Source organism: Paraburkholderia sp. SOS3, assembly GCF_001922345.1.
GTDB lineage: Bacteria > Pseudomonadota > Gammaproteobacteria > Burkholderiales > Burkholderiaceae > Paraburkholderia.
Map to the genome: position 1 here is coordinate 4,445,470 of NZ_CP018811.1, position 15,216 is coordinate 4,460,685.

At 65.3% G+C, this 15,216-nt stretch carries 15 protein-coding genes; 9 read left to right on the plus strand and 6 right to left on the minus strand.

Going from position 1 to position 15,216, the window contains the following annotated elements; all coding sequences use genetic code 11:
• Window positions 1-2: 2 nt before the first annotated feature.
• Together fliJ and BTO02_RS19855 are read left to right on the plus strand one after the other, a co-directional pair.
• The gene (fliJ, locus tag BTO02_RS19850; RefSeq protein ID WP_075158461.1) at window positions 3-452 is read left to right on the plus strand and encodes a flagellar export protein FliJ; all 450 of its coding nucleotides are present in this window, start codon (window positions 3-5) and stop codon (window positions 450-452) included.
• Window positions 453-579: 127 nt separating this feature from the next.
• A complete protein-coding gene (locus tag BTO02_RS19855) occupies window positions 580-2,184 on the plus strand; it encodes a flagellar hook-length control protein FliK (protein WP_075158462.1) in 1,605 nt (534 codons plus the stop codon).
• Between the two features lie 54 nt (window positions 2,185-2,238).
• Here BTO02_RS19855 and BTO02_RS19860 read toward each other — a convergent pair whose 3' ends face one another.
• Window positions 2,239-3,264 carry a fimbrial protein gene (locus BTO02_RS19860; protein WP_083615185.1) on the minus strand — a complete coding sequence of 342 codons (1,026 nt, stop codon included), beginning with the start codon at window positions 3,262-3,264 and terminating at the stop codon, window positions 2,239-2,241.
• Between the two features lie 279 nt (window positions 3,265-3,543).
• On the opposite strand from BTO02_RS19860, the gene fliL reads away from it, so the two are divergent.
• The 7 genes from fliL (at window position 3,544) to fliR (ending at window position 8,286) form a co-directional block, all read left to right on the plus strand.
• Window positions 3,544-4,056 carry a flagellar basal body-associated protein FliL gene (fliL, locus tag BTO02_RS19865; RefSeq protein WP_075158464.1) on the plus strand — a complete coding sequence of 171 codons (513 nt, stop codon included), beginning with the start codon at window positions 3,544-3,546 and terminating at the stop codon, window positions 4,054-4,056.
• Between the two features lie 60 nt (window positions 4,057-4,116).
• The gene (gene fliM, locus BTO02_RS19870; RefSeq protein ID WP_075158465.1) at window positions 4,117-5,115 is read left to right on the plus strand and encodes a flagellar motor switch protein FliM; all 999 of its coding nucleotides are present in this window, start codon (window positions 4,117-4,119) and stop codon (window positions 5,113-5,115) included.
• A complete protein-coding gene (gene fliN, locus BTO02_RS19875; protein WP_075158466.1) occupies window positions 5,108-5,602 on the plus strand; it encodes a flagellar motor switch protein FliN in 495 nt (164 codons plus the stop codon). The genes fliM and fliN overlap by 8 nt, the downstream gene beginning before the upstream one ends.
• Window positions 5,603-5,619: 17 nt before the next feature.
• Window positions 5,620-6,219 (plus strand): flagellar biosynthetic protein FliO, encoded by a 600-nt coding sequence (gene fliO, locus BTO02_RS19880; protein WP_075159030.1) that lies wholly within the window; start codon window positions 5,620-5,622, stop codon window positions 6,217-6,219.
• Window positions 6,220-7,050 carry a flagellar type III secretion system pore protein FliP gene (fliP, locus tag BTO02_RS19885; RefSeq protein ID WP_075158467.1) on the plus strand — a complete coding sequence of 277 codons (831 nt, stop codon included), beginning with the start codon at window positions 6,220-6,222 and terminating at the stop codon, window positions 7,048-7,050.
• A 115-nt stretch (window positions 7,051-7,165) separates the two neighbouring features.
• Window positions 7,166-7,435 carry a flagellar biosynthesis protein FliQ gene (gene fliQ / locus BTO02_RS19890; protein WP_075158468.1) on the plus strand — a complete coding sequence of 90 codons (270 nt, stop codon included), beginning with the start codon at window positions 7,166-7,168 and terminating at the stop codon, window positions 7,433-7,435.
• Between the two features lie 59 nt (window positions 7,436-7,494).
• Window positions 7,495-8,286, plus strand: coding sequence for a flagellar biosynthetic protein FliR (gene fliR, locus BTO02_RS19895; protein ID WP_075158469.1), 792 nt, complete (start codon window positions 7,495-7,497; stop codon window positions 8,284-8,286).
• Between the two features lie 19 nt (window positions 8,287-8,305).
• Here the strand turns inward: fliR and flgL are convergent, their stop codons facing one another.
• The 5 genes from flgL to BTO02_RS19920 form a co-directional block, all read right to left on the minus strand.
• A complete protein-coding gene (flgL, locus tag BTO02_RS19900; protein WP_075158470.1) occupies window positions 8,306-9,550 on the minus strand; it encodes a flagellar hook-associated protein FlgL in 1,245 nt (414 codons plus the stop codon).
• 12 nt (window positions 9,551-9,562) lie between these two features.
• On the minus strand, window positions 9,563-11,557 hold the full coding sequence (gene flgK, locus BTO02_RS19905; RefSeq protein ID WP_075158471.1) for a flagellar hook-associated protein FlgK: 1,995 nt from the start codon (window positions 11,555-11,557) through the stop codon (window positions 9,563-9,565).
• Between the two features lie 375 nt (window positions 11,558-11,932).
• Window positions 11,933-12,688 carry a flagellar brake protein gene (locus tag BTO02_RS19910; protein ID WP_075158472.1) on the minus strand — a complete coding sequence of 252 codons (756 nt, stop codon included), beginning with the start codon at window positions 12,686-12,688 and terminating at the stop codon, window positions 11,933-11,935.
• A 254-nt stretch (window positions 12,689-12,942) separates the two neighbouring features.
• Window positions 12,943-13,947: a flagellar assembly peptidoglycan hydrolase FlgJ gene (gene flgJ / locus BTO02_RS19915; protein WP_075158473.1), complete on the minus strand. Its 1,005-nt coding sequence runs from the start codon at window positions 13,945-13,947 to the stop codon at window positions 12,943-12,945.
• 16 nt (window positions 13,948-13,963) lie between these two features.
• Complete coding sequence (locus tag BTO02_RS19920) at window positions 13,964-15,214, minus strand: flagellar basal body P-ring protein FlgI (protein WP_083615274.1); 1,251 nt, start codon at window positions 15,212-15,214, stop codon at window positions 13,964-13,966.
• Between the last annotated feature and the right edge of the window lie 2 nt (window positions 15,215-15,216).

The window sequence follows — 15,216 nt, forward strand, 5'->3', positions numbered from 1 at the left end:
AGATGGCGGACCCTACCCCGCTGCAGATGCTGATCGAGCTGGCTCAGGAAGAACTCGACGCCGCCGCGCAGCGCCTTGGCCGTGCGCAGCGCGAGCGCAACGATCTCGAATCGCAGCTGAACGCGCTGATCGAATACCGCAACGAGTACTACACGCGCTTTACGACATCCGCGCAGCTCGGCATGGCGGCGGGCAATATGCGCAACTTTCAGGCGTTCATCGACACGCTCGATGCGGCGATCGAACAGCAGCGCCGGCAGCTCGCTGCGGCGACGGCCCGCCTCGAGGCGGCGAAGCCCGAATGGCAGAAGCAGAAGCAGAAGCTCGGCTCGTACGAGGTGCTGCAGGCGCGCGGCGATGCCGCCGAAGCGCTCAAACTCGCGCGCCGCGAACAGAAGGATGCCGACGAGTTCGGCGCACGCGCGTTGAGGATGCGCGCCGGCAACGTGTAAAGGAAGCCGCGTGTGGAAAACGGCCGGATTGGCCGGATGATGGACTGGATTGACTGGACCTGGTTTGACTATCGCGCCCCGCTCGTTGCCGACGGCAGGATCGGGGCTTTGACCGACGGGAAACATCATGTCGAAAATTTCGATGATCGATTCGCTGCTGTCCTCGCAAGGCGCGGCCGTATCGCATTCCGCGAACGCGGGCAACTCGACGCTCTTCGCGCAGACGCTGCAGCAAAGCATCGCAGCGCAGACGAACGCAGCAAACGTGAGCGCGCCGACGCAACCGGCGCCGGGCACGCAGCCGTCTTCGTCCGCGTCGAGCGCATCGGGCTCGCAGCCGCAGCAGAACAACGGCGCGGACAACGACACCGCGTCGAGCGGTACCGGCACCGTGCATCCGGGCGACAGCACGCAGGCATCGCAACCGGCGCAGCCGGGTTCGTCGCAGGATGCGTCGACGACGAAGTCTTCGTCGTCGACGGACAACAGCGCGCAGCAGGCGGGCAACACGGGCAGCACAGGCAACGACAAGGCCGGCGACGCGAATTCGAAGTCGCAGGACACGCAGGCGTCCAATGGCGCGCAGGCGTCGGCGGCCGCAGCGGCAACCGCGGCGGCTGCGGCCGCCGCGCAGGCCCGCGCGAATGCGGCAGCCGATGCGGACAGCGACGCTGACGCAGCCGCCGACGCGGCCGCAGCGGACGCGGCCGCGGCGGCGCTCGCCGGCGACGCGAAGACCGGCGACGGCACCGGCGATCACAAAGGACTCGGCGGTGCGTCGACGGGCGGCAAGTCCATGCATCAGAAGGTCGACTCGGCGCTCGCGGCGCTGAACAGCGGGCGCACCGACCTGGTGGCCGCCTTGCCCGTGCAGAACTTCGCGGCAGGCGCAGCCAACGGCGCCAGCATCGACAAGACGAACGCCGACCTCGTGAGCGGCGGCCACGGCAATTCGAACGGCAAGGGCTTCGGCATCGGTCCGATGCTCGGCGATGCGAAGGCCGGCGCGAATGGCGCGGCGAACAGCGGCATGCAGACGGACAACGCGTCCGTCGCCGCCACGGCCGCGCAAGCGCAGCAGACCACGCAGGCGAGCGCGGGCGCCGCGGCGGCAGCATCGGCCGCGGCCAACGCCGACGCGAGCGCCGCGGCAAGCCTGCCCGCCGCGACCGGCGGTATCGATGCGCTCAACGCCGCGCTGGCCGCCTCGCAAGCGGGCGGTGCCGGCGCGAGCAGCGGCGCTGGCGCGTCGCAATCGGCGAAATCGGGCAGCGCGGCCTATGCCGACAATGCGCTCGCCCCCGAAGTGGGCAGCACGGACTGGGACGAAGCGCTGAGCCAGAAGGTCGTGTTCATGTCGAACCTGCATCAGCAAAGCGCCGAACTGACGCTGAACCCGGCCAATCTCGGGCCGCTGCAAGTCGTGCTGCAAGTCGCGGACAATCACGCGCATGCGCTGTTCGTCTCCCAGCACCAGGAAGTGCGCGCCGCGATCGAGGCCGCGCTGCCGAAGCTGCGCGAGGCGATGGAGCAGAACGGCATCGGCCTTGGCAGCACCAGCGTCAGCGACGGCTTTGCGCGGCAGAGCGGACAGCAGGCGCAGGACGGCGGCAGGAGCAGCGGCAGCCGCGGCGGCTATGACGGCGGCGCCGCAAACGACGTGGCAGCGACGACGGTGACGACGTCAGGCCCGACGCGCAGGACGGTGGGGCTCGTCGATACGTTTGCGTGAGCGCGTGAGCACGCTAGGCGCGGCTGCGCGGCTCATCGCGCCGACGGCGGCAGGCTACTGATAGAACATCGTATAGATCAGCGTCCCTTTGACCGTGCCCGGCACGACAGGACCGGTCCGGTAGTAACGGATCGCAAGGTTGACCGGCACGTCACCGCCCGTTTGCGGATCGTACGCAGGGACCATCTGCGGCGTTTGCAGTTTGATAGCGTCCTGCGCCGCATCGGTCACGGACAAGGCGACGCCCTTCGCGGTCGAATCGCGGCTCAGCGCAAACGTGCCGTTTGCCGCATCGATCGCGCCATCGGGCGGGTCGAGTTGATACTGGATCTGCTTGAGACCCTTCGGGCAGCCGGACAGCCTGATAGCGAACGGCGTCGATCCGGTCGTTGCGCCCACCGAAGGCAGCGCCGAACCCGAGACGTTCGGCAGCACGACGGTTTGCGTCGCGGCAGCCGTGCACGCGGCGGCCGTCACGGACGCCGTCGTGACGCGCAGATTGGCTACGGTCAGCGTCCCGAGACTCATGGTCGCGAACAACGTGCCGTTGATCGTTCCGGCCTCGGGCTTGCCGGTCACGACAACCTGCACGCCGAATTTCATGCTGTTGAAAGCCCAGTCGCCGTTGTAGATTTCCTGCGCGCCTGCGCCGTAGTACCGGAAGAAGCTGGCGCCGTCCGTATCGAAAAAGCGCACGCCGATGCCCGGGACATTCGTCGCATAGGTGTAAGGGTTTGTCGAAAACTGCGTGCCGCCCGTCACCGCCCGGACGACCGGCGTATTGCCGCTGCAGGTTGCGTAGGCGCCGCTGGAGGGAATAGCGGACTGGTACGGCGGCGTGTACAGAATCGTCCCGACTGCCGCATCCCGCGGAACCGTGAGCGACGGAATGTTGAACGTGTAGTCGCGTGTCGTCTGGCCGTTGCGCCATGAGCAGGCAGCCATTGCTTGCTGCGAGCCGGCGATCGAGACGAACGTCGCACACATGAGCGGCAAGCGGAAAGCCACGAAGCCCACGAAGCCCACGACGCGTAATCGGGGCCAACCGTTCGAGCGCCGGGGAAAACGTCCGTTGTCCATCGGCTTTCTCCATTGACGGGCGCCGCGAAGCAATGTTGCCCAACGTGACAGGCCTTGCAGGTCGCCCTATGAAAGCTGTTTGCCTCGAAGAGCAGCTTAGTCGCCGTTCGGCGCGCAGGCAAAAACGCGCCGCGCGCGACGTCCCCCCAAACCCCTGAGTTGGCCACGAATCTCCCCTCTTTTCGGCCCATCGCGCGGCTTGCATTTAACGAACAATGCACGCTATCAAACTGACTTCGAGCTGACCTCGGACAGCCGCCGCATTCACAGACACGACACATGGCCACCACGACCGCAAACCCGCAAGCCGCCGTACCGCCGCGCTCGCCCGGGCTGATCAAACGCTCGCTCATGATCGCGCTGATCGCACTTGTCGCGGCCGCGCTCGCGGGCGGCGGCACCTGGTTCTACATGAGCCGCCACGAAACCGCCGCGGCGGCCCAGCCGGCCGCGCAGGCGCCGAAGCCCTCGCCGGTGCCGGTGTTCTTCGCGCTCGAGCCGATGACCGTCAATCTGCAATCGGACGACGGCGAACAGCACTATCTGCGCATCGGCCTGACGCTGAAGCTCAACGACCAGCAGACGCAGGAACATCTGACCCAGCACATGCCGGAGATTCGCAGCCGCGTGCTGCTCGCGCTGTCGAACAAGCACCCCGACGAACTCGCGCCGCTCGACGGCAAACGCGCACTCGCAAAAGAACTCGCCGCGCTGATCGAACAGCCGACCGAAACCGGCGGCGCGCCGGTCCATGTCGACGACGTGCTGTTCACCGAGTTCGTCGTTCAGTGACGCTGCGTCGCGCACCCGCGCGTCTCTCTCAATAGGCGAACCGACGCACAAGGAATCGAGATGGGCCACGAAGAGTTCATGTCCCAGGAGGAGGTCGATGCCCTCCTGAAAGGCGTCACCGGAGAGCACGACGAGAAGTCCGAGCACGCCGAACGTGCCGGCGTGCGGCCGTACAACATCGCCACCCAGGAGCGGATCGTCCGCGGCCGGATGCCCGGCCTCGAGATCATCAACGAGCGCTTTGCGCGACTGATGCGTGTCGGCATCTTCAACTTCATGCGGCGCACGGCCGAAATTTCGGTCGGCCCGGTGAAAGTGCAGAAGTACAGCGAGTTCACGCGCAACCTGCCGATCCCGACGAACCTGAACCTCGTGCACGTGAAGCCGCTGCGCGGCACGTCGCTGTTCGTGTTCGATCCGAACCTCGTGTTCTTCGTGGTCGACAATCTGTTCGGCGGCGACGGGCGCTTCCATACGCGCGTCGAAGGCCGCGACTTCACGCAGACCGAGCAGCGCATCATCAGCAAGCTGCTGAGCCTCGTGTTCGAGCATTACACGACCGCGTGGAAAAGCGTGCGGCCGCTGCAGTTCGAATTCGTACGTTCGGAAATGCATACGCAGTTCGCGAACGTCGCGACGCCGAACGAAGTGGTCGTCGTCACGCAATTCTCGATCGAGTTCGGACCGACCGGCGGCACGCTGCATATCTGCATGCCGTACTCGATGATCGAGCCGATTCGCGACGTGCTGTCTTCGCCGATCCAGGGCGAGGCGCTCGAAGTGGACCGCCGCTGGGTGCGCGTGCTGTCGCAGCAGGTGCAGGCCGCCGAAGTCGAGCTGACCGCCGACCTCGCGCAGATCCCGATCACGTTCGAGAAGATCCTGAACATGAAGACGGGCGACGTGCTGCCGATCAACATCCCCGAATTCATCACCGCGAAGGTCGATGGCGTGCCGGTGATGGAATGCGGTTACGGAATTTTCAATGGTCAATACGCGCTGCGGGTCCTGAAGATGATCAGCGCCGCGGACACGATGAAGGAAGGCGGATATGAGTGATCTGAACGGGACCCCTACCCCGACCCCCAACGCTGCACCGGCAATGCCGTTGCCGGAGCTCGCGCCGGAAACGGAAGCCGCCGCGCAAGGCGCGGCCGAAGCGACCGACGACGCCGCGCTCGACGACTGGGCGTCCGCGCTCGCCGAACAGAACGGCAACGACGTGGCGCCCGCCGCGGCAGGCGTGTTCCAGCCGCTGTCGAAGGTGACGTCGAGCGCGACGCGCAACGATATCGACATGATCCTGGACATCCCTGTCCAGATGACGGTCGAGCTCGGCCGCACGAAGATCGCGATCCGCAACCTGCTGCAGCTCGCGCAGGGCTCGGTCGTCGAACTCGACGGTCTCGCCGGCGAACCGATGGACGTGCTCGTCAACGGATGTCTGATCGCGCAGGGCGAAGTCGTGGTCGTCAACGACAAGTTCGGTATCCGTTTGACCGACATCATCACGCCGTCCGAGCGGATCCGGAAGCTCAATCGATGAAACCCGCAGTGCTCGCGATGCGGCTCGTTCCGCTCGCAGCGTGTTCGTTAGCCTTTCTGCCGGCCTTTGTGCTTCTGGCTGCGTTGCCCGCACAGGCAGCGGACCTCAATGCAGTCAACCATGCCGCGCAGATCGCCTCGGGCGTCGGCGCGGGGTCCGCGGTGCCGGCGCTTGGCGTCGGCGCGCTCGTGCAGACCATCGTCGGGCTCGCCGTCGTCATCGGACTCGTGTTCGGCTGCGCGTGGCTCGCGCGCCGGCTCGGCCTGCAGCCCGGACAACGCGGCGGTCTCGTGAAAACGGTCGGCGGCACGTCGCTCGGCGGCAAGGAGCGCGTCACGGTCGTCGAGATCGGCGACCAGTGGCTCGTGCTCGGCGCGGCGCCCGGCAATGTGCGGTTGCTGTATGCGATGCCGGCCGGCTCGACTGGCGCGGCCGGCGCCGGCCGCCCAGGCCCGGGCGCCGCTCATGACGACTTCGCCGCCGCTTCCGCGGATGGCCACCACGCCGCTTCCTCGGCCGGCAGCGGTCTGCCCGGCACCTTCGGCCAACGCTTTCGCGACGCGCTGAAAAACGAAGCGGCGAAACGACTACAGCGACACAGCGGCGGAGATCGATAGATGGAAGTGCTTCGTTCCGCGATGCGCCGTGACGGCGCGGCCCGCTCATTGACCACGCTCGCGCACTTGCTTTCATCGGTGCGGCTACGCCGGCTGGCGGCATGGCTGCTGCCGGCGCTGATGCTCGCGCTGCCGTCGCTTTCCTTCGCCCAGGTCGCAGGCCTGCCCGCGCTGAACGCAACGCCTGGCCCGAACGGCAGCACGACGTATTCGCTGAGCGTGCAGACGATGCTCGTGCTCACGATGCTGTCGTTCCTGCCGGCGATGGTGCTGATGATGACGAGCTTCACGCGCATCATCATCGTGCTGTCGCTGCTGCGCCAGGCGCTGGGCACGACGACCACGCCGCCCAACCAGGTGATGGTCGGCCTCGCGCTGTTTCTGACGCTGTTCGTGATGTCGCCGGTGCTCGACAAGGCATACAACGACGGCTACAAGCCGTTTTCGGCAGGCACGATCTCGATGGACGACGCAGTCCAGCGCGGCGTCGCGCCGTTCAAGACCTTCATGCTGCGCCAGACGCGCGAAACCGATCTCGCGCTGTTCGCGAAGATCGCGCACACGCCGCCGATGCAGGGCCCCGAAGACGTACCGCTGTCGCTGCTCGTGCCGTCGTTCGTGACGAGCGAGCTCAAGACCGCGTTCCAGATCGGCTTCACGATCTACATTCCGTTCATCATCATCGACCTCGTGGTCGCGAGCGTGCTGATGTCGATGGGCATGATGATGGTCTCTCCGGTCACGATTTCGCTGCCGTTCAAGCTGATGCTGTTCGTGCTCGTCGACGGATGGCAGCTGCTGATCGGCTCGCTCGCACAAAGCTTCACCTAGCCGCGCGCGTTTTCGCGACGCTTTCGACGCGCTTTTTACCCGTTTTTTTACCCGCTGTTTTCCCGCTGTTTACCGATACCCGCCTGATTCTCAACCGACGCAGGAGCACCCCGCGATGACGCCGGAAACCGTAATGACCTTTTCGCACGACGCGATGCGCGTCGCGCTGCTGCTTGCCGCACCGCTGCTGCTCGTCGCCCTGATCGTCGGTCTGATCGTGAGCCTGTTCCAGGCCGCGACGCAGATCAACGAAAGCACGCTGACCTTCATTCCGAAGCTCGCCGCGGTCGGCGTCACGCTCGTGATCGCCGGCCCGTGGATGCTCGAGACGATGATCGACTATATGCGCCAGGTGCTGGTGAACATACCGAACGTCGCAAACTGAAAAAAGCGCGACGCGGCGCGGCGCATGTTCGCCCGTCGTCGCATCCGGATTCGCCCGTCATGTTTACCGTCACCTATGCGCAGCTGAACGCGTGGCTCACCGCGTTTCTCTGGCCGTTCGTGCGCATTCTCGCGCTCGTGGCAAGCGCGCCGGTGCTCGGTCACGCGTCGGTGCCGATCCGCGTGAAGGTTGGTCTTGCCGCATTCATGGCCGTGATCGTTGCGCCGACGCTCGGCGCGATGCCGCAGGTCACGGTGTTTTCGGCCGCGGGCACGTGGATTCTCGTCAATCAGCTGCTGATCGGACTCGCTCTCGGCTTCACCATGCAGATCGTGTTCGGTGCGATCGAGACGGCCGGCGCGATCGTGGGCCTCGGCATGGGTCTCGGTTTCGCGACGCTGATCGACCCGCAGTCGCATGGCTCGACCGACGTGCTGTCGATGCTGCTGAACATGATCGCCATGCTCGTGTTCGTCGCGCTCGACGGCCATCTGCAGGTGATCAGCGCGCTCGTCATGACGTTCCAGTCGGTGCCGGTGAGCGCGAACCTTCTCAGTGCGCCCGGCTGGCGCATGCTCGCCGAATGGGGCGCGACGCTGTTCGCAGGCGGCATGCTGATCGCGCTGCCGGTCGTGGCGGCGCTGCTGATCGCGAACCTGTGCCTCGGCATTCTGAACCGCGCGGCGCCGCAGATCGGTATCTTCCAGATCGGCTTTGCGGTCACGATGCTCGTCGGCCTGCTGCTGATCCAGCTGATGCTGCCGAACATGATTCCGCTCTTCGCGCGGATGATCGATAACGGGATCGAAGAAATGGGCCGCGTCGCGCTTGCGTTGCGGCCCGCTTCGTAGCGTGTAGCGGAGTTTGCGCTTACGGCGTGATCATCGAGAACAGCGACAGCTTCGAAACGGACGCAAACGTCGTTTCGGTCGCGCTCAACATCGACTCCTGCAGCGTGAGCTGGCTGAACACGGTAGACGGATCGGCCTGGGTGATGTCGGTCAGATCGGTGGTGGTCTGCAAGGACTGCTGCGAGTTGATCTTGCCGAGCGCCGTCACCTGCTGTTCGCGGCCCGCCACGGATGCATGCACCGTGGCTACGTTGGTCATCGTGTTGTCGATCTGCGTGTGCGCGGTGTTGATCGCGTTTTCGATGGTCGCCATTGCGGCCGTATCGTCCTGCGCCGGATTCTGCAGCGCGGCGATGACATCGTCGATCGTCTTGAACACGTCGGTGTTGCCCTGCGCGGCCGGCGTGACCGTGAACGAATCGCCTGCGACCGGCGTGCCGGAGATCGAGACACTCTCGCCGCCGCCGAGATCGATCGGCTGACCCGCCGTAAACGCTTGAGGCGTGCCGATCGCCGTGGGCGGCGTGGTCGACGTGTCGTTCACCTGGTAATCGAGGTCGCCCGTGGTCGGATCGGTCAGGAACGTGATCGAGTACGGCTTGTTGTTGCTCGCCGCGCCCTGTGTCGAAATCGACACCGGGCCGATCACGCCGGTACCGGCGTTCGTCGATGCGCCGGCCGGAACGGGGTCGGACAGACCGGGCAGCACGCTCAGGAATACGCTTGCGCCGTTGTCGGTGGTCGCAACCGATGTCGTGTTCGAGATTTGCAGCGTACGCGTGCCCGAATCGCCGTTGTAGGTCACGCCGCCGTTCGAGGCGTTCGAAAACGGCGCCGTGCCGCCCTGGAACCCTGAAAAGATGAAGTTGCCGGTGCCGTCGGTCGTATTGGCCAGCGTCATCAGCTGGTCGCGCAACCCCTGCAGCGCCTTTCCGGCCGCCTGCCGGTTACTGTCGTTGATGGTGCCCGAGCCCAGCGCATTCAATTGCGTAAGCACGTTTTGCAGCGCTGTCGAGACGTTGCTCAATGTCGTGTCTTCGGTTTGCAACAGGCTTGTCGCCGTGTTCTGGTTCGACGCGAACTGCGACAGAACGGACCCTGTGGCCGACAGCTGCACGGCTTGCGCAGCGCCGAGCGGATCGTCGGCAGCCGTTGCAACGCGAATGCCCGTCGATGCCTGTTGCTCGAGTCGCGCCAGCAACGACTGCTGGTTGTCCATATTCGAGATCGTGTTCGCGTAAATCTGTGTCGTAGCGATACGCATGGTCGAAAGCCCCTAGCCGAGTGCCTGCAGGATCGTCTGAAAAAGCGATTGCGCGGTCTGGATTACTTTGCTGCTCGCCTGGTACATCTGCTGGTACTCGAGCAGGTTCGTTGCTTCTTCGTCGAGGTTCACGCCCGATACAGACTGCTGCTGCGACTGGATCTGCGCAAGCGTGCTGCTCTTGGCGGTGGCCATCGACTCGAGATTGCTGGCGGTATTGCCGACGTTGTTCACGAACTCCGCGTAGCCGTTCGTCAGCGTGGTGCCGCCGAACGCGGTACTGGTGCTGACGTTGAAAATCGCAGTCGCATTGCTGCCGTCCTGCGTGCCGCCCGTGTTCGGACCGATCGTGAAGGTGTCGCCGTCGGCCGGCGTGCCCGACACGGTGAACGAAATCCCGTTCGGCGACGTCGCCGGCGGACCCGGGTTGGTGACCGTATAGGTGTCGCCGTTGGTCGGGTCGTACGGCACGCCGGGATTAGCCGCCGTGACCGTGAAGCTTTGCTGCGGATTGCCGAACGTGACCGTCGAGCCGATCGGAAGACCCGTGAGCGTGCCCGTGGCGGCATCGTAGGTGAGCGTTACCGGCGAATCGATCACGAAGCCCGAACTCGCCGCGCCGATCGCGATCTTGCCCGTGCCGGTGTTCGACTGATTGGCGCTCGCGATCGCCGGCGACGACGCGGCGATCGCGCTGCCGTCGGTGGTCGCGACCGCGAAGCTGTCGAGTGCGCCCGAGGTCGGCTGGATCGTGAACGAATCGCCGGCCGCCATCGTGCCGTTGATCGTGATCGCCACGCCGCCGATCGGGTTCGTTGCGCTCGGCGGCGTCGTCGACGTGCCGAGCACCTTGCCCGTGGTCGCGTCCGTGACCGTGTAGTTCGTGCCGTCGAAGGTCAGCTTGTAGTCGTCGGTGGGCGGCGAAGCCGGGTTCGTCAACGTGGCCGACACGGTCGCGCCGCCCGTGTTCTTCGTGTTCGCGATGACGTTCGGCGCCCCGACGTTGAAGAGCGGGCCGCCCGTGTTGCCGTTCTGATCGATGCCCAGTTCGTTCTGCGCATTGACCTGCGCGGCGAAGCTCGTGGCGAGCGCGCCGAGTTGCCGGGCGGCAGGATCGAGCGTCTGGCTGCGAAACTGCAGCACGCCGCCGAGCGACCCGCCGCTGATCGCCGAGTCGGGCAGAACCGTGGTGACGAACGAACCGGGTTTGGTCGAGTCCGGCTGCTGATACGTAACCGCCAGTTCGGACGGATTGCCCGGCGACGGCGTGGTACCCAACTGGTAGCTCTGAGTGCCCTGCACGAGCGTCATGCCGTTCGGCAGCGAAATCGTATCGGTGCCGTCGCTCGCCTGCTGGACATTGACGCCGACGAGCTGCGACAGCTGCGAAACCGCCTGGTCGCGCGTATCCAGCAGCTGGTTCGGCGGCTGTCCGTTAGGGCCGACCGCGGCGATCTGTGCATTCAGCTGCGCGATCTGTTTGGTCAGGTTGTTGATTTGCGTGACCGTGCTCGAGATCGTCGTATTGATGCCCTGACGCGTCTGATCGATCTGGCTTCCCATCGAGTTGATCGCGTCCGCGAGAACCGATGCGGCGTTGATCACCGTCTGACGGGTCGGACCATCGTTCGCGGAGCCCGCGAGCGTCTGCAGGCTGTTGAAGAAACCCGTGAAGTCGGCGCCGATTCCCGCGGTCGGGTCGCCGATCTGGTTGCTCAGATTCGTGATCAGCTGGGAATACGAGCTCAGCGACGAGCTTTCGGACTGCGTGCTGTAGAGCTGGCTCGTCAGGGTCTGGCTGAACTGGCGCTGGATCGTCTGCGTCGTCACACCGCCGCCGATGAAGCCCGAGCCTGTTTGCAGCCCGCCCGCTTCGACAAAAAGCGCAAGCTCGCGGTTGTAGCCAGGCGTCGCCGCGTTGCTGATGTTATTGCCCGTGGTCGACATCCCGAGCTGCGCTGAATTCAGTCCGGTCAAACCGAGGCTAAAAAGGTTTCCTCCTGACATGCATGCTCCTGAGAGGCGGGTCCGGCGACGGCCGCCGATTGCGTGAACAAGCGGTATATCGGCGCGGACGGCGCGAAATTTAGGGATCGCGCGTACGTCGGCGAAGATTCTGCGGAAGACCTCGGCGTTGCTGCCGGCTGCGCGCGGCGGAACTGGCCGAGGCTGCATTATCGGCAACACCGGCGCAAGTCAAAACGAGGATGAAGCGGGGAATTGGGCGCTATATCAGGCGCGGAGGGTATGCGGGCAGGCTTGCTGCAAGGTTCGCCGAAAGGCTCGTAACGGAAACTGTCCGCACGGGCCAGATGGCACAAGTCAAACGCGTGACATTCACTGCGCGGCATGCCGCCGCGCCGCTGTGCACCGCTAAAGAACTTACGCGCGCACGAGCGAGCGGCGCTTCATTTCGAGTTGAGTGATCAGGCGTTGCAGCGTATTTTCCGCGCTGCCCGGCAGCGACATGAAACGCAAACCGAGCAGATAGCGCGTGCCGTTGCCGTGCGGCAACGGTGTGGCGCGCAGCGAGACGATTTGCAGATCGAGCGAGAGCATGCCGCTGCCATTGAGGTTCACTTCGACGTCCGGCAACACGGTGCTCAACGGCAGCGTCGCGACACGGTCGTCGTTCGTGCGCAGCCCGATGCCGCCCAGCGACAGATCATGAATCTCGAAGCGGAACGAATCGCCCTCGGGCAGCTTGCCCGAGCAGTAGTACGGGTTCAGGATCGGCGTCTCGACGCGGAAGTACTCGCGCCGCTGGATGTAGTACAGCACCTCGGGAAACGCCGCTTCGAATGCCGGGCGGCCTTCGAACGAGGTTTCGCGCGGCGTGCCGGTGCCGAACTCGACGCGCACGCCTTCCGGCGCCGCAAGGAAGTGGCAATGCGGCGCCGCGAGCAGGCCGCGGTTCTGCTCGGGCAGCGCGCCCCAGTCGAACACGAAGGTCTGCGTACGCACGTCGACGTCGAGGATACGCGTCACGAGCTGGCCACCCTTGTACTGCACGGTCAGAAAGTCGCCGCGGTTGAAGAGGTTGCGCAGCTGCACGCCGATTTCCAGCGGATTGCGGCGGCCGAAATGCTCGGTCGGTTCGACTTCATCCGTCTGGGCGGTCGACAGATTGGGTTCCATGATGGTCGTAGTCTCGCGATGCGGGCCGCCGGCGGTGCCGGCGAAACGCGTATTCTATGACCGTCTTGCCGGTGTCCTCCGGCAATCGATCTTTACGCTATAGCGGCAATTATCCCGCGAAGTTTAGAGTTCGACCGCAAATAAATTTCACGCGCACGCACGCGCCGGTCGCAAATCGCGACCGGTGTCTTCGTCATTATGCGCAATGCGTGCAGGGATACGGCGTGAAAGAGCCGCTGAAGCGGCTCGCCGCGTCACTCGAGATTGAGCGACGCAACCGGCTGAGCCCCCGCCGGGCTCATCTGCTGCATGATCGACATCAGCTTGCGAGCGTAGTGCGGATCGGTCGCATAGCCCGCGCGCTGCATGCCGGCCGCAAAGCCCGCCGCGCTCTTTCCGCGCGAAGCGGTGAGCACCGCGGCATAACGCGGATTGCTCGTCAGCATGCTCGCGTAATCGTTCATCGCTTCCTGATACGAGCCGTACGAGCGGAATTTCTCGACCCTGCGCTGCGGCTGGCCGTTCACATACTCGGTCGTGACGGTCGACACCGTATCGCCGGTCCAGTCTTTGGTCGCCTTGATGCCGAACACATTGTGGCTCGTCGAGCCGTCCGCCTTTTTGATCTCGCTTCTGCCCCAGCCCGACTCGAGCGCGGCCTGTCCGATGATGAAACGCGCCGGGATGCCGGTCGCCGCGCTGGCCGCCTGCGCGGGCGCGGCGAGCTTGTCGACGAACGCATCGACTTTCGGCGACTGGCCATTGCCGCGCAATGGCGGCGTCAGCGCGTTATTGGCCGAGTAGCCGCGGCCCGTCGTCAGCGCGCCGTTCGAGGCCGGATTGGCATAGGCGCGCGCGAGCGAGTTCAGCGTCGAAATCGAGCCCATGCCGCCGCCCGCGACACCGCCCGTGTCCGCATCGCTGCCGTCGAGCGGAATATGAGCCTGACGCGCGAGCTGTTTGATCATCATGTCGGCGACGCCGACGCCCTTCGACGACATCTGCTGCGCCATCTGCTCGTCGAGCATCGACATGAACTGGTCGCCTTCGCGCGAATCGAGCGGGCCATCGTGCGGCGTCGCCTCGCGCATGCTTTTCAGCATCATTTGCAGGAACACTGCGTCGAACTGGCGCGCAGCGCTCTTCAATGCGGTTTGCGGGGAATTCTTCGCCTGCATGCGCAACGCATCGAAGCCCTGCACGTCGAGTGCGAAGCGCTGGTCGAGATCGGCTACCGGTTTTGAGGAATCCGCGTTCATCGGTCGTGCTTCCTGCCTAGATGATTTCGAGGTCGGCGCGCAACGCGCCTGCGGCCTTCATGGCCTGCAAGATCGACATGAGGTCGGCCGGCGTCGCGCCGAGCGCGTTCAACGCCTTCACGACGTCCGCGAGGTTGGCGCCGGCCGTCACGTATTTGAGCGACCCGTTGTCCTGCTTGAGCTGGATCTGCGACTGGCGCGCGGCGACCGTCTGCCCGTTCGAGAATGCATTGGGCTGGCTCACCACGGTCTGCGTATTGACGACGACCGACAGATTGCCGTGCGCGACCGCGCAGCTATCGAGCGTGACCATCTGGTTCATCACGATCGACCCGGTGCGCGCGTTCAGAATGACCTTCGCGGCAGCCTTCGCGGGCTTGATCTCGAGGTTCTGCAACTGCGCGAGGAACGACACCTGCGAGCCCGGATCGCTCGGTGCGTGCAGCTGGATCGTGCGGCCGTCGAGCGCGGTCGCGGTGCCGGGCCCGAACGCATTGTTGACGACTGCGACAATCTTCTGCGCGTTGTCGTAGTCCATGTCGTTGAGGTTCATTTCCATCATGCCGCCGGCCTGCGCGACGTTGACGGGCAACGAGCGCTCGACGATCGCGCCGGCCGCGACGCGCCCGGCCGCGAGCTGATTCACCTGGACGCGGCTGCCGTTCGCGCTGGCACCGGCGCCGCCGACCGCGAGGTTGCCCTGCGCGAGCGCGTAGACCGTGCCGTCCGCGCCTTTCATCGGCGTGAGCAGCAGCGTGCCGCCGCGCAGGCTCTTGGCATTGCCGAGCGACGACACGGTCACGTCGATCGCCTCGCCGGGCCGCGCAAACGGCGGCAGCGTCGCCGTCACCATCACGGCGGCGACGTTCTTCAGCTGCAGGTTCGAGAGCGGCGACACGCCGCCGTTGGTCGCGCCGGCCTGCTGGTTGTTGATGCCGATGCCGAGGTTCGCGAGCATGTTCGCGAGCGTTTGCGTCGTGAACGGCGTTTGCGTCGTCTGGTCGCCGGTGCCGTCGAGACCGACGACGAGGCCGTAGCCGATCAGCGGATTGTCGCGCACGCCCAGAATCGAGACGAGATCCTTGAGCCGCTCGGCATGCGCATCGGGCGCCGAAGCGGCGACGAGTGCGAACACCGCGACGGCGAACAGCGCGGCGCTGGCCGCGGCGCGCGCGGACTTGCCGGCGCGGCGCGCGGCAAGGCGCCCGAAGTGCGCGAAGTGCCGGAGCGTGCCGGTCAAAGCGTGACGAAGAGTCGAGGCGTTCATCG

What these genes read in the sequence shown, in the direction of transcription:
- flgJ (WP_075158473.1), bottom strand. Translation starts at nt 13,947, where the DNA reads ATGAACGCGGATTCCTCAAAACCGGTAGCCGATCTCGACCAGCGCTTC.
- fliO (WP_075159030.1), top strand. Translation starts at nt 5,620, where the DNA reads ATGCGGCTCGTTCCGCTCGCAGCGTGTTCGTTAGCCTTTCTGCCGGCC.
- fliM (WP_075158465.1), top strand. Translation starts at nt 4,117, where the DNA reads ATGGGCCACGAAGAGTTCATGTCCCAGGAGGAGGTCGATGCCCTCCTG.
- flgK (WP_075158471.1), bottom strand. Translation starts at nt 11,557, where the DNA reads ATGTCAGGAGGAAACCTTTTTAGCCTCGGTTTGACCGGACTGAATTCA.
- BTO02_RS19920 (WP_083615274.1), bottom strand. Translation starts at nt 15,214, where the DNA reads ATGAACGCCTCGACTCTTCGTCACGCTTTGACCGGCACGCTCCGGCAC.
- fliJ (WP_075158461.1), top strand. Translation starts at nt 3, where the DNA reads ATGGCGGACCCTACCCCGCTGCAGATGCTGATCGAGCTGGCTCAGGAA.
- fliN (WP_075158466.1), top strand. Translation starts at nt 5,108, where the DNA reads ATGAGTGATCTGAACGGGACCCCTACCCCGACCCCCAACGCTGCACCG.
- BTO02_RS19860 (WP_083615185.1), bottom strand. Translation starts at nt 3,264, where the DNA reads ATGGACAACGGACGTTTTCCCCGGCGCTCGAACGGTTGGCCCCGATTA.
- fliQ (WP_075158468.1), top strand. Translation starts at nt 7,166, where the DNA reads ATGACGCCGGAAACCGTAATGACCTTTTCGCACGACGCGATGCGCGTC.
- BTO02_RS19910 (WP_075158472.1), bottom strand. Translation starts at nt 12,688, where the DNA reads ATGGAACCCAATCTGTCGACCGCCCAGACGGATGAAGTCGAACCGACC.
- flgL (WP_075158470.1), bottom strand. Translation starts at nt 9,550, where the DNA reads ATGCGTATCGCTACGACACAGATTTACGCGAACACGATCTCGAATATG.
- fliP (WP_075158467.1), top strand. Translation starts at nt 6,220, where the DNA reads ATGGAAGTGCTTCGTTCCGCGATGCGCCGTGACGGCGCGGCCCGCTCA.
- fliL (WP_075158464.1), top strand. Translation starts at nt 3,544, where the DNA reads ATGGCCACCACGACCGCAAACCCGCAAGCCGCCGTACCGCCGCGCTCG.
- BTO02_RS19855 (WP_075158462.1), top strand. Translation starts at nt 580, where the DNA reads ATGTCGAAAATTTCGATGATCGATTCGCTGCTGTCCTCGCAAGGCGCG.
- fliR (WP_075158469.1), top strand. Translation starts at nt 7,495, where the DNA reads ATGTTTACCGTCACCTATGCGCAGCTGAACGCGTGGCTCACCGCGTTT.